Below are 12,449 nucleotides of genomic sequence, written 5' to 3'. Positions count from 1 at the left end.
GATCGAGCGCGATCTTCTCACCGCACGCCATATAATGAAGATAAATTCATTTCAAAGGGGTGACCATGGTGAGATCGCCGGAGCAGAACGCCGCGCTGCGCGTGGCCACACGCGAGCGGATCGAGACCGCAGCCGTGCGCGTCTTCGCGAGGCGCGGGTTCGCCGCATCGAGCATCAAAGACATCGCCGACGAGGCCGGCCTCAGCGCCGGCTCGATCTATCGCCACTACGCCAGCAAAGAGGCGCTGTTCGACGCCTTGCTCGAGCAGGCGTCATCCGGTCTGGTCGCAGCGTCCGCGATGCTCTCCGCCGATGCCGACCCGGTCGTCCTGGTGCGTGAGTTCACCCGCGTGTTCGTGACCGATCTGATGAACGGGAACGGCGAGGCCGAGTTCTTCCTGGTCATCAACCAGGGATTCATCTCCGACACCCCGGCCGGTACTGCGGAACGACTGGCACGCACCCAGCGGCCGCTCTGGGATGCCTTCGAAGCCGTCGTACGTCGGGGGCAGGCGGCTGGACAGTTCGATGACGGCGATCCGGCGCAGCTGACCGCCTACTACTTCGCGATGCTCTCGGGCATCGCCGGCATGCGAACGGTCATCCCGACTGCGATGACCGAGGCGGGCATCGACCTGGTGCTCCGCCTGCTGATGAGAAAGGACGCTTCATGACGATCACAGTCGAACGCGGTGACGCGCTGGGGGAGGCGTATCGCCGGCGCATCACCGAGGTCCTCGTCCAGGGGTTCGCCGAGGACTTCGAGTTCTTCTCGAAGGATCCACGGGTCCTCGCGGATGCGTTCGCGCACATGATCCTCCTCGACCGCTTCTTCGTGGCGCTGGTCGACGGAGAGCCCGCCGCGATCGCCTCGGTCACCGAGGGGCAGCAGGAGTGCTTCGACCCTGACCGTCGAGAGATCCAGCGCACGCTCGGTGGACTGCGCGGCCTCGTGTGCTCCTTCATCGTCCGGAGCCAGTTCCTCGGCGCGTACGAGGGGGCACGCCCCGGCCTGGCGGAGATCGGCTTCGTGACCACCGCGCCGCAGCACCAGGGCAAGGGAGTCGCCACGGCCCTGATGAGTCACCTGTTGCAGTTGCCCTACGACGAGTTCGTGCTCCGCGACATCAAAGACACGAATGCGCCCGCGCTCGGGCTCTATCGAAAGTTCGGCTTCACGGAGTCGAGCAGCCGTCGAGTGCGGTTCGCCGGACGTGCCGGGTTCTCCGCCTACGTGTCGATGAGTCTGAAGGCCGTGGCTTCGTAGCGCTTGCGCTCCGGGTGGTCGGCGTTGCTACGGTGTTTCGGGTGAATCGCTCTTCGGTCTTGATCCCGTTCGTGCTCACCTCCGCTCTTCTCCTGAGCGCCTGCTCTGCGCAGGATCCGGAACCGCCCGGAGAAGATACGACTATGGGGGACGAGACGATCAGCGTCGACGGTGGCCCCGATGTCGCCGACGTCTTCGACCGGATCGGCAGCTGCGACACGGTCGCGACCCATGTCGCCCCGTACATCGAAGGTCTTGTGCCGTTGGATTCCAACGCGGTGGACGAATACGGTGCGTACTGTCAGTGGGAAGCCCCCGAAGACCTCGGAGATCTCGCGTCCGTCGAGGTCATGGTCGTTCCCAGCGAGACCAGTGAGGTGGAAGATCCCGACATCATCGAGCAGGCCGGTTTGACGCTCATCCCTGACGGTGCGCTCGACGCGGCGGGAGGCATCGCCTACGGTCTCGACGGTGAAACGGCTGTGGCCGCGGTCACCGTCACATCCGTCCGCGTGCCCGGCATCAACATCGACATCACCGGTGGACAGTGGGGAGACCGCCCTGCCCTCGACGGGCCCGCGGCCGTCGGCGTGGCGAAGGGGATCCTCGGCATCGGCTGAGGGTCTCAGGGGAGTGGTCATGCGATCGCTCTGCCGTCGAGGATCTCCGTCGGAGACCACGTCGAGCCATAGTCCGGGTTCGCGCTGCAGTTGTCACCGACCAGTTCGGATCTGACGTGCAGCTCGACACGAACCACTTGAGCGGCGCCGTTTTCAGCGAACTCTCAAAGCCCAATCTGCGATGGCATCGTCGAGCGGGGAGATCGCGAGTGTAGAAGCGCTCAGGGGTCTCCTCCAGATGAAGGCGTCGAGCTCAGCGCTGTCCTGGGGGGATTGGTTTGTCGCGCTGGCGACGTAGATCGCGCCGAGTTCGTCACGCGCCGGGTCTGCGAGCGAGAATCGAGCGTATCCGAGTAGTTCGAGCGTGTCGGTGCGGATACCTGACTCTTCTTCGAGCTCACGTTGCGCCGCGTCGTGATAGGTCTCGCCTTCGCCGACCATTCCGCCGGGGAGTTCGTATTCCTGCCGCCAGCGATTGCACCCGAAGAGGACCGTGCCCCTCGTTTCGTCGACGAGGACGACGAGTGAGAGCGGGCAGGGCGTGCGCTCGGCGGCCTCGTCAAGGTGCGCGATCGACGCGATCGACAAGTCGGTGAGGACGTTGCCGCGACGGTCTGTGGCGAGAGGCGTGGGCACCCGCAACAGGCTACCGATGTCGTGCCGCTGTCGGGAGACCTACGGCGTGGTGCGCTCCTCCCCGAATCGGCACTGACGGTATCGAGCCGGTGATGCGGGCGGCGAGTCCGTCGGCGGCATCGAGGAACTCTTCGGGTCCGAGGATGGTGAAAGGGGCGTCGAATCGCAGGATCCACGACAGCAGTCCTGCCCAGGACCAGGATCCGACCCGGATGCGGCACTCGGAGGAGGAGACCTGTTCCATCTCGGCGTCGCCGAGCCAGGGCGCGGCGTCGGCGGCGGGGAGGTGCAGGAGGAACTCTCCCTGGCAGGGCCAGACGTCCTCGCTGACCGAGCCTTTGGAGCGCGCTGCGAGGAAGGTGAGAGCGTCTCCGGTCGGCAGAGCGCGCGGTGCGAAGGGTGTGCCTCCGGCGAACTTCGGGACCATCCTGTCGAGCCGGAAGATGCGCCAGTCGGACACATCGAGGTCCCAGGCGATGAGATACCAGCGAGCGTTCCGCGCCAGGACCGAGTGAGGCTCCACGCGGCGAGGCGGGCGATCGGTCGACTCACCGTAGTCGAAGCGGAGAGTCCTCTGCTCCTGGACAGCAGCGCTGACCGCTTCGAGCACCTGCGGGTCGACCCGCGACTCGGCTGCGGTGTCGGTGAAGCGGATGCCGTCGATCCGGTGGCGCAACCTCGACGGCATCACCTGTCGCACGGTCGCCAGTGCGCGCGCCGCGGCCTCGTCGAGATCGACTCCGGTGGACGGGGAACTCTGCAGAGCCACGGCGATCGCCACCGCTTGCTCATCGTCGAACAGCAGCGGTGGAAGTTCTGCTCCGGCCGCGAGCCGGTAGCCACCGTCAGGCCCCTTGATCGCGGCGATCGAATATCCGAGGTCCCGTAGCCGGTCGACGTCTCGGCGGACGGTGCGCGTCGTCACCTCCAGCCGCTCCGCGAGCACGTGTCCCGGCCAGTCCCGGCGCGACTGCAGCAACGAGAGCAGCGCGAGCATGCGTGAAGACGTTCCCGACATGATTCCAGTATCCGCGAAGTAGAGGACTCATCCTGTCCTCTACTTCTTGCAGTGTGGGGTCACGGCATCCCGCCGTGACCAACGCAGAAGAAGGACACGCAGATGAGCATCACCACGACCACCCACCTCAACTTCCCCGGTACGGCGCGTCAGGCGCTCGACTTCTATCAGTCCGTGTTCGGGGGCACCGTCGTCGCGGCGACCTACGGTGACCTCGGCATGCCGGCAGATGCCCCTGGTGCGGACAAGATCCTCTTCGGCCAGGTCGCGAACGACCACGGGTTCCGCGTCATGGCCTACGACATCCCTGGGCAGGACACCACTGACACGTCGCGCACCGCCGGGAGCACACGTCGTGAGAACGGCGTCACGGTGACCGATCGCACGTTCTTCCAGTCTGTGCGCGGCGAGACGCTCGATGAGGTCACCGGGATCTGGAACGCGCTCGCAGCCGGCGCGGACGTCGTCGAGCCCCTCGCCGCGTCGCCGTGGAGCCCGGGCTTCGGAATGCTCACCGACCGGTTCGGCGTGACCTGGGTGATCGACGTGCAGCCCGCACGCGGCGCCTGATCGGGCCGCGGCCGGCCCTCGTTCAGTGGGGGCCGGCCGCTACGATGTAGCCGCCTGATAATATGGCGGCTAATGAATGAGATTCTCGATCTGAAACACGAGCTTCTGCGATCACGGGCGGGCAGCGGGCCTGGCGCGGAGCTCATCTTGGGGCTGTTGACCACGGCACGCAAGATCGACGCCGCCTGTGCGGAGATCCTTGCCCGGTACGGGCTGTCGGAGGGTCGCCTCGCGGTGCTCCTGGCAGTGAGCGATACTCCCGGCATCGCGCCCGGGCAGGTGGCGGAACAACTGGGGGTGACCAGGGCCACCGTCACCGGTCTCACCGATGCCCTGGAAAAATCCGCCCTGCTGGAACGGGCGGCCGTGAGCGGGGACCGCCGCTCACTCAGCCTCCGGACTACCTCGGCCGGCGAAGCGCTCGTGGCCGAACTCAGCCCGATCTACCGTGACTGGCTGACGGTCATCGCGGTGGATGTCTCTGCGGATCAGGAACGTGCGACGTCGGCTGCTCTCGCCGCGATTCAGCGGCGCCTGGACGAAACCCCGTGACCGTCGCCAGCCGCGGGGCCGCGAACGCCCACGCCGTTCAGTCCGGCCGTGCGGAGTCGCGCACGCTCGCCGAGATCCTCACCATCGATCACGGCGAGCTGCTCGATCATGTGCTGCCCGCTGCGCCCGAGGCGTTGCGCGCGGCGGTGCGAGAGGCGCAACCGCTCGGTATCCTCGCCCGGATGCAGGCCATCGGCGTGGCCCTTCATGGGCAGCTCGGCGCAGAGGCGTGCACCGCACTGACCGAGCACGTCTCTGACACCGTGCGCGGTTGGGGCTGGTTCGCGCTCACCGCCGCACCGAGCGCGCAGGCACCGGCGGACCTGATCGGACTCGTGCTGCCGGCTGCAGGCGACCCGCATTTCGGTGTGCGCGAGTGGGCCTGGATGACGGTACGCGTCCCGCTCGCGGCAGATCTCGCCGCGAGTATCCCGGCACTCGCGGCGCTCACCGACCATGCGTCGGAGCGGGTTCGGAGGTTCGCCTGCGAGACGTTGCGGCCCCGAGGCGTGTGGGCGAAGCACATCCCCGCGTTGAAAGCCGATCCGCAACTCGGAGAGGCGATTCTCGAACCGTTGCGAGCCGATCCCTCGCGCTACGTGCAGGACTCGGTCGCGAACTGGATCAACGACGCCGCCAAGACCCGACCGGACTGGGCGACCGCCCTCGGAGAGCGCTGGACGGCCGAGAGCGTGGAGACGAGCACCGCGAGGATCATCCGCCGCGGCCTCCGATCCCTGTAGCTCCCGGCGAGGTGCACGGCACCGTGGCGATTTCCGTACGCTGGGCTCATGATGACGTCCGCCTCCGCTGTGCAGCGCCCGGTGCGCCGGCGGCTTCCGTGGGTGCTGATGCTTCTCGCCACGGTGCTCACCCTCGGAACCATCGCGTTCATCTGGCTCGTGGCCGTGCCCGTGGGGCCCCTCGTCTGCGCCGCGGTGGATCCGCCGACGAGCAACTGCTTCCTGTCTCACCGTCAGGGGAGCGCGCTGGTGATGACCGTGATCGTCATCGCCGTCTACCTCCTCGCCCTCGTCCCGGCGTTGCTCCGTCGCGCGCGGGGTGTGCTCGTCGTCGGAGTGGTCCTCCTCGCGTCCGCGCCGTTCGTGTCATACGCGGTGGTGGCCTGGGCACCGGGCTTCGCGATGGCGTGAGAGCACCTCTGCACTGGTGAACGGGCGCTCGATCAAGGAAGATGTCGATCACCGCCTCGGTGAAGCGATCGCATCCGATCGGATCGCCACAGCATCTCGAACGAAAGGCCCACCGGAACGATGACCACCCTCACGATCGGAACTGCTCTCGGCGATCCCAACGCCAAAGTCGCGCTGGATGCAAGGCGTTTCAACCGACACACGTTCTGGGTCGGTCAGAGCGGAAGCGGCAAGACCTACGCGCTCGGCGTGGTGCTCGAGCAGCTCCTTCTGGAGACCGAGCTGCCGATGGTCGTCTTCGACCCGAACGGGGACTTCACCCGGTTGCAGGAGACGCGCCTCACGGCGAACGAGGCGGATGCGGCCAGAGTCGCGGCATCGGACATCCGTGTGTTCCGTTCCGGGGCAGGGGAGGGGGAACGACTGCACGCGCGGTTCGTCGATCTCTCGGCGGCCTCGAAAGCGGCGGTGCTGCAGATGGACCCGATCGCGGACGCGGACGAGTACAACGCCCTGATCCATCTGGAGCAGGACGCCGAGAGCCTGGACGGGCGCGGCATGGTGCCGGACCTGCTCGCGTCGGCCGACCCTGCCAAAGTGAGGCTCGCGAAACGTATCGAGAATCTGCAGGTGCTCGAGTGGAACCTGTGGTCTCGCGGTGCGAATTCCGTCGTCGACGTCGTCGATGACAGGCCGCGTGTCACGGTCCTCGACCTCGGCGGCTTCGAGCACCCGGCGGAACCCAAGGTCGCCGCCCTCGCGGTGCTCGAACATCTCTGGGCGCGACGTGAAGAGCGGCGCCCCGTGCTGATCGTGATCGACGAGGCGCACAACCTCTGCTCACCCAACCCTGAGACCGCGGTCGAGCGGGCCCTCACCGAACAGCTCGTGCAGATCGCCGCCGAGGGGCGGAAGTTCGGGCTGTGGCTGCTGCTCTCCACGCAACGGCCGACGAAGATCCATCCCAACGTGCTCTCGCAGTGTGACAACCTGGCGCTCATGCGTGTCAACGCGCCCCGTGACCTCGCGGAACTGGCCGACGTGTTCGGGTTCGCCTCGGAGGACGCCATCCGGCGCTCCGCGGAGTTCGTGCAGGGGCAGGCCCTCTTCGCGGGCGGGTTCATCTCGGCGCCGACATTCGTGCAGATGGGGGCGCGGATCACGGAGGAAGCCGGAGGAGACGTGAAGGTACCGCTGCGTGCCGAACGTTGAGAGGGTGTTCGGTGTGACAGACGAGAGGAAGACGCGGCGATCGGCTGCCGACGACGGGATCCTCCGGGTCCACCGAGCGTTGAGGTCGGGGTTCGGGACCGAAGCGGCCGTGTACGGCACGATTCTGGTCAGCGGCCTCGTCGCGGTGTCGTCCGCGCACGGCGAGACGTCGTTCGCGGTGCTCCTGACCGTCGCGGTCACCGTCCTCGTGTTCTGGGGAGCCCACGTCTACGCCGGAACGGTGGCGAGGGTCAGCGACCGTGCGGAACGTGAGCAGGGGGAAGCGGTCGGCGTGCGAGCAGCGTTCGCCGCGTCCGTGAAGCACTCCCTCGGCATGCTCAGTTCCGCGACCGTCCCGGCCGTCATCCTGCTCGCGGGAACGACGCGGGTGATCCCCGACGGGCTCGCGAACGACCTCGCGCTCTGGTCGGGAGTCGTGATCCTCGCCTTCCTCGGCTATGTCGCCTTCCTCCGCCGGGGGAGTCCCTTCTTCGTCCGCGTCCTCGGCGCCCTCGGAACCGCATCCTTCGGGCTCGTCTTCGTCGTTCTAAAGGCTCTCGTGCACTGACGGCGCGTACGGTCAAGGGCGTGGCCGCTCCGGGGCACGTCGGCGACCCGGGATAGGCGGCGCGCCCGTCAGGTGAGGATCACGAGTTCTCGCGTCGCGCGGGCGGAGACGACGCGGCGAAGACCGTGCGTCCCGCGATCACGGTCTGCACGACCCGGGCCCTCAGCAGCGTCTCGAGATCTCCGCTGAACGGATCGGCGTCCAGGACCACGAAATCGGCCGCGGATCCGGGGGCGATACGTCCGCGCCAGCTTCCGTCGCCCATCGACGTCGCCGCATCTCGCGTGGCATGCGCGATCGCCCGTTCGAGCGGGAGCGCCTGCTCCGGGTGCACGCCTGCCATACCGGGCACCAGCGCGGACGCTCGGGTCGACGCGACGAACATGTTCGGGAGCGCCTGATGCGGAGCGGTCGGCGCATCGGTGGAGAAGGCGAGGAGCGCACCCGCCTGCTCGTACTCCGACCAGGCGAACGCACGGTCGACGCGCTCGTCTCCGAGCTGTGCCGCCCAGTTCCCGAAGATCGCCGGGTCGGCGTGCACAGGCTGCATGGAGGCGGTGACGCCGAGGCGCGCCATCCGTTCCGCCGTTCCCGGCGCTGCGTACTCGAGGTGTTCGATGCGGTGTCGGCGCGGTCGTTCACCGTTGGTCGCGATCGCGTGCTCGATCGCGTCGAGGGCGAGCGTGCTCGCGGCGTCCCCGATCGCGTGCATGGCGATCTGCAACCCGGCCGCATCCGCCGCCGCGACGACCGGGAACAGGCGCTCGGCGGGCCAGATCGGCCCCGCGTTGGTGCCGTCCGCGTACGGCGCGCCCATGGCTGCCGTACAGGCATCGATGGTGCCGTCGAGGACGAGCTTGATGCCGAGCACGCGTGCCCCCGCCGCCGGCGTCGAGGCGTGCACGGCGGCCTGCTCGACCTGCGCGAGGTTCGCGGCGTCGTCGCCGGTGTTCGCGACGAACCAGTGCGCGGCGACACGCAGAGGCAGTTCGCCGCGCTCAGCGGCGCGTGCGAGTGCGGCGAGTCCGAGCTCATCGAAGGCCATGTCCACCGCCCCCGTCACACCGGCGGCGATGTAGGCGGACACGACTCGCCGGACCGCCGCATCGCGCTGCGCGTCGGTCGTGTTCGCGTCGCGGTGCGCCCAGGCGTGCAACTGTGCGGCGGTCTCATAGAGCATTCCGGTCGGCTCACCGGATGCGTCGCGGGCGATGCGTCCGCCGAGGGGATCGGGTGTGTCCCGCGTGATCCCCAGCTCCGCGAGAGCCGCCGTGTTCACCCAGCATGAGTGGTAGTCGTTCGCGTCGAGGTAGACTGGGATGTCGGCGACGGCCGCGTCGATCATCGCGGCGGTCGGCTCTCCGTCCGGGATCGCATCGAAGAGCCAGCCGCGCCCGCGAAGCACGCCGGATGCCGCCTCGCGAGCCCCGCGAAGTCGGCGCTGTATCTCCTCGAGAGAGGTGGCATCCGTGAGCCCCACCTGTCCGAGAGCTTCGCCCATCATCAGCAGGTGGGTGTGCGCGTCCGTGAATCCGGGGAGCACGGTGCGACCTTCCAGGTCCACCACCGTGTCCGCGGCGGGCGCGTCGGTGTCGGATCCGACGTGGACGAACACGTCGCCGTCGACGACGACTGCGTCGGCCCATCGTGATTCGTCTCCGGTGAAGATCCGGCCGTTGCGGTAGAGGGTGCGGGTCATGCGTCGTTCTCCTGTGCGGTGAGGCGTTCCAAGCGGGTCGAGACCAGGGCGATGGCTCCGGTGGGGATGGCCAGGACGAAACTCGCGATCCCGAGTGCGACGGCGAAGCCCTGGTAGCCGAGGGCGCCGACGAGCGCTGCGCCGATCACCGGCGTGAGCGCTGATCCGACGAGGTAAACGGCCAGCAGCGGGCCCGACCAACGGCCGTCGGCATCCAGTGCGGCCGAGGTCGAGACGAAGTACATGAACGCGATGGCATACACGGAGTTCCAGGCGATGAAGACGACGATGAAGGTGGTCGGGTCGGTCACGAAGCCTTCGCAGATCTTCAGGACTCCACCGGCGATCAGCAGGATTACGAGAGGGACGGCGCGCCCGAAACGGGCACCGACGATCATGAGCAGGACCGAACCGAGGAGTCCGCCCGCGGTCGCGCCGCTGAGTGCGATCCCGAGGCCTTCCGGTGTCAGGGCTGCTTGTTCCGCGCCCATCACCCCGGCCATGGCCCAGAGCGAGTCCTCACTCACCGCCCACAGCGCGAACGTGATGAGGAGCCCGAAGCCCGCGATCGTGACTTTCCGCGAGCGGGCCGGGGAGACACGAACCGTCCCGGTCGGCGGGATCTCGATCGGCATCGCCTCGGCGACGGCTGCTCCCGCCTGTGGAGCGACGACCGGTGCGGCGGGGAGCCACACTGAAGCGACCAGGCCGATCAGGTTGAACAGGGCCAGCGTGCCGAAGACGTCGATCGGTGCGAGCCCGATGAGGGGGATCACGGCGAGCACCACGGTGATGACACCGCGATTGGCGAGCCCGTTGAAGCCGGCGACCCGGTCCGGGTTCCGGAAGGCGGCGAGGGCGGCGCCGGAAGCGGCGACGGCACCGCCGGCTCCTGCTCCTCCCAGGAGCAGGCCCGGGAGTATGGCCGCGGGGGCGAGCGCGGCGGTCGCGAAGCCGATCACGGCGAGGCTGAGGCCGGCGCGTGCCACGGTCCGACGGTGAATCCCGGCGCACAGCGGGGCGATGGCCAATCCGGTGACCGCGGTGAGTAGGAGGGTCGCGGTGACCAGCCAGCTCGCGGAGAGGACGTCGATTCCGAGGCCGCTCTGGGCGGCGGAGATCATGTACGGCGACAGGTTGACCCCGAGGTATCCCGCGATCCCGATGGCGAAGGTGGCGGTGGCGGTGGGGAGACGGAGGGGGATCCGGGTGCGGAGGTCGAGAGTGGTCATGAGGCTCCAAGGGGAGGGCACGGCATTGTGCGCGAGGGAGGGCAGAGGGCGTGCGTCGGTGGGCACGACTTCATAAACGAATGGTGTTCGTCAACGAATGGTGTTCACTATTATGCACAGGAGAGGGTTCGTGCGGAACCCCGATCTTCATGTCCGGTCTTCCGGAGAAAGCGAGCCCACCATGCCCAGGCCTTCGTCCCCGCTGCTCTCTCCGGAGATCATCGGATCCGCCGGGCTGGCGCTCGCGAAGGCGGGGAAGCCGTTCGGGGTCAACGCGATCGCGCGCGAGTTGGGCGTGCGGCCGTCCTCGTTGTACAACCACGCGGACGGCATGGATGAGATCCTCGAGCTCATGCGCGGCAGGCTCGTGGAGGAATACCGCGTCGAGTGGCGGGGTGAGCCCTGGCCCGAGTTCCTGCACGTGATGCTCCGCACGCAACGCCGGATGTACGCGGATCATCCGCAGCTCGTGCCCCTGCTGGTCGGCAAGACGATCACGAGCCCCGCGGTGATCGCCGTGTACGACGACCTGGCATCGGTGCTCGTCGACGGGGGATTTCCCGAAGATGAGGTGCTCTCGGTCATCGCCGTGCTCGACGCCTTCGCGATCGGCTTCGGTCTCGACCTCGCCTCACCCGACGAGATCTGGCAGCCCGAGGGCGAGACGCGCACTCTCAGTCGGCTCATCGACGGAGCCGAACAGGGGAGTGCGCGATCGGATCGCACGTTCGAGCTCGGCGTCGGTCTTCTCATCGACTCCCTGCGTGCACGGCTCACCCGGTGAGCGATCGTGAGATCCTCCTCGATCTGACGTAGCATGCACTCTGCCTCACCCACCGATCTCGAGGAGGACTCATGACGACCTGGAACCCCGAGGAGCTGGCACGCATCGCCGCGCCGGAGATGTTCGACCTCTCCGCGCAGCTCGCAGACGGCACGACGCCGAAGACGGTCGGCATCTGGGCGGTCGCCGTGGATGGCCGCCTGTTCGTTCGCTCCTACACGGGCCTTGCCGGCAAGTGGTACGCCCCGGCTCTCGCGAGCCTGCGAGGGCGTGTGTCGGCGGGCGGCATCACGAAGGACGTCCGCTTCGAGCCCGTCACCGACGAGGCGACCAACGTGGCGATCGATGCCGAGTACCTCGACAAGTACACGCCGAGCCCCTACGCGCCGGAGATGGGGCAGGAGCCGGTGCGGTCGAACACCCTCGAGGTCATCCCGATCGACTGAGTGCGGTTCCGAGGCGTCGGGTGCGGCGCGGGAGTGGGCCCTCCCGAACGATCCGCCCCAGACGTATCGTCGAGAGGGCTCTCCGTCCTTCCCGGACGGTGGGGGAGGCGGCGAAGTTCGCTGCGCTCACGGCTGAATCCCCAGTCCATCAGCCTCGTAGCCCCCGCTACGTGAGCAGAGTATCGCTTAATCGTCTTGTCCGCCATTTGGGGGACAAAGATATTTTCGGAACTTTCTCGCTGAGACGTTCTGTTGCCTTCCGGGCGGCGTTGCCTAGGGTGGACACATGGACAGGTTGCTCGTCGTCGCCGCGCAGGTCGCCATCGCTCATGGGCACCGGGTCGAGGTGACGGAGCAGATCGACCCGCTCGCCGGGGAGCCTGTGGTCCTGTCCATCGTCGACCTCGACACCGGTATCCGCTACCGACGTGCAGAGGATCCGAGTGGCGACCTCTCTCGGTGGATCGGACGTGTGTTGGAGTGCACGGTGACCATCGGGGGAGCCGACTCCCGCACCTCTTTGCTCGTCGATCCCATCGGTCCGGGGGCGACCGGAGCGAAGCGCGCTCTGCGTGGCGCGGACGCCGCCGCGGATGCCGCGAAGGCCGAGGCCGACAGATGGGGCGGCGCCGACCGTCCACCTCCCGAGGAACACGAACGCTTCTGGTGACGCCGAAGCCGGGTGCAGGGC

Annotated in this window: 16 protein-coding genes; 12 read left to right on the top strand and 4 right to left on the bottom strand. The window is 67.8% G+C overall.

Translation table 11 applies throughout. The annotated features are described in order from the left end of the window. Positions 1 to 65 precede the first annotated feature (65 nt). From FGL91_RS16780 to FGL91_RS16770, 3 genes are all read left to right on the top strand, one after another. Positions 66 to 674: a TetR/AcrR family transcriptional regulator gene (locus FGL91_RS16780; protein ID WP_131491319.1), complete on the top strand. Its 609-nt coding sequence runs from the start codon at positions 66 to 68 to the stop codon at positions 672 to 674. Then, complete coding sequence (locus tag FGL91_RS16775) at positions 671 to 1,267, top strand: GNAT family N-acetyltransferase (RefSeq protein ID WP_153244404.1); 597 nt, start codon at positions 671 to 673, stop codon at positions 1,265 to 1,267. Before FGL91_RS16780 ends, FGL91_RS16775 begins: the two co-directional genes overlap by 4 nt. Before the next feature lie 143 nt (positions 1,268 to 1,410). Further along, positions 1,411 to 1,887, top strand: a complete 477-nt coding sequence (locus tag FGL91_RS16770; protein ID WP_153244403.1) for a hypothetical protein — start codon at positions 1,411 to 1,413, stop codon at positions 1,885 to 1,887. 153 nt (positions 1,888 to 2,040) lie between these two features. On the opposite strand, the gene FGL91_RS16765 is transcribed toward FGL91_RS16770, so the two are convergent. Both FGL91_RS16765 and FGL91_RS16760 read right to left on the bottom strand, forming a co-directional pair. Further along, a complete protein-coding gene (locus FGL91_RS16765; RefSeq protein WP_194239261.1) occupies positions 2,041 to 2,475 on the bottom strand; it encodes an NUDIX domain-containing protein in 435 nt (144 codons plus the stop codon). 58 nt (positions 2,476 to 2,533) lie between these two features. After that, entirely contained in the window at positions 2,534 to 3,541 is a 1,008-nt protein-coding gene (locus FGL91_RS16760; protein ID WP_153244401.1) for a helix-turn-helix transcriptional regulator, read from the bottom strand. A 102-nt stretch (positions 3,542 to 3,643) separates the two neighbouring features. Here FGL91_RS16760 and FGL91_RS16755 point away from each other — a divergent pair, with 102 nt between their 5' ends. The 6 genes from FGL91_RS16755 (at position 3,644) to FGL91_RS16730 (ending at position 7,597) form a co-directional block, all read left to right on the top strand. Then, complete coding sequence (locus FGL91_RS16755) at positions 3,644 to 4,111, top strand: VOC family protein (protein WP_153244400.1); 468 nt, start codon at positions 3,644 to 3,646, stop codon at positions 4,109 to 4,111. Positions 4,112 to 4,183: 72 nt separating this feature from the next. Next, complete coding sequence (locus FGL91_RS16750; RefSeq protein ID WP_153244399.1) at positions 4,184 to 4,663, top strand: MarR family winged helix-turn-helix transcriptional regulator; 480 nt, start codon at positions 4,184 to 4,186, stop codon at positions 4,661 to 4,663. After that, positions 4,660 to 5,406 carry a DNA alkylation repair protein gene (locus FGL91_RS16745; RefSeq protein WP_153244398.1) on the top strand — a complete coding sequence of 249 codons (747 nt, stop codon included), beginning with the start codon at positions 4,660 to 4,662 and terminating at the stop codon, positions 5,404 to 5,406. Before FGL91_RS16750 ends, FGL91_RS16745 begins: the two co-directional genes overlap by 4 nt. Positions 5,407 to 5,454: 48 nt before the next feature. Further along, positions 5,455 to 5,817, top strand: coding sequence for a hypothetical protein (locus FGL91_RS16740; RefSeq protein ID WP_153244397.1), 363 nt, complete (start codon positions 5,455 to 5,457; stop codon positions 5,815 to 5,817). A gap of 120 nt (positions 5,818 to 5,937) precedes the next feature. Beyond that, positions 5,938 to 7,029, top strand: coding sequence for an ATP-binding protein (locus FGL91_RS16735; protein ID WP_153244396.1), 1,092 nt, complete (start codon positions 5,938 to 5,940; stop codon positions 7,027 to 7,029). 13 nt (positions 7,030 to 7,042) lie between these two features. After that, on the top strand, positions 7,043 to 7,597 hold the full coding sequence (locus FGL91_RS16730) for a hypothetical protein (RefSeq protein ID WP_227991692.1): 555 nt from the start codon (positions 7,043 to 7,045) through the stop codon (positions 7,595 to 7,597). A gap of 79 nt (positions 7,598 to 7,676) precedes the next feature. Here FGL91_RS16730 and FGL91_RS16725 read toward each other — a convergent pair whose 3' ends face one another. Further along, on the bottom strand, positions 7,677 to 9,296 hold the full coding sequence (locus FGL91_RS16725) for an amidohydrolase (RefSeq protein ID WP_153244395.1): 1,620 nt from the start codon (positions 9,294 to 9,296) through the stop codon (positions 7,677 to 7,679). Continuing rightward, a complete protein-coding gene (locus FGL91_RS16720; RefSeq protein ID WP_153244394.1) occupies positions 9,293 to 10,528 on the bottom strand; it encodes an MFS transporter in 1,236 nt (411 codons plus the stop codon). Before FGL91_RS16720 ends, FGL91_RS16725 begins: the two co-directional genes overlap by 4 nt. A gap of 181 nt (positions 10,529 to 10,709) precedes the next feature. On the opposite strand from FGL91_RS16720, the gene FGL91_RS16715 reads away from it, so the two are divergent. From FGL91_RS16715 to FGL91_RS16705, 3 genes are all read left to right on the top strand, one after another. Next, entirely contained in the window at positions 10,710 to 11,312 is a 603-nt protein-coding gene (locus FGL91_RS16715) for a TetR/AcrR family transcriptional regulator C-terminal domain-containing protein (protein WP_194239260.1), read from the top strand. Between the two features lie 71 nt (positions 11,313 to 11,383). Beyond that, positions 11,384 to 11,758, top strand: coding sequence for a DUF2255 family protein (locus FGL91_RS16710; RefSeq protein WP_134351575.1), 375 nt, complete (start codon positions 11,384 to 11,386; stop codon positions 11,756 to 11,758). A 286-nt stretch (positions 11,759 to 12,044) separates the two neighbouring features. After that, positions 12,045 to 12,428 carry a hypothetical protein gene (locus FGL91_RS16705; RefSeq protein WP_047521905.1) on the top strand — a complete coding sequence of 128 codons (384 nt, stop codon included), beginning with the start codon at positions 12,045 to 12,047 and terminating at the stop codon, positions 12,426 to 12,428. Positions 12,429 to 12,449: the final 21 nt, after the last annotated feature.

Origin of the sequence: Microbacterium sp. CBA3102 (genome assembly GCF_007954505.1) — a bacterium.
GTDB classification, from domain to species: Bacteria; Actinomycetota; Actinomycetes; order Actinomycetales; family Microbacteriaceae; genus Microbacterium; species Microbacterium aurugineum.
The sequence above is the reverse complement of the archived record's forward strand: the minus strand, read 5'-3'. Positions and strand labels throughout refer to the sequence as shown.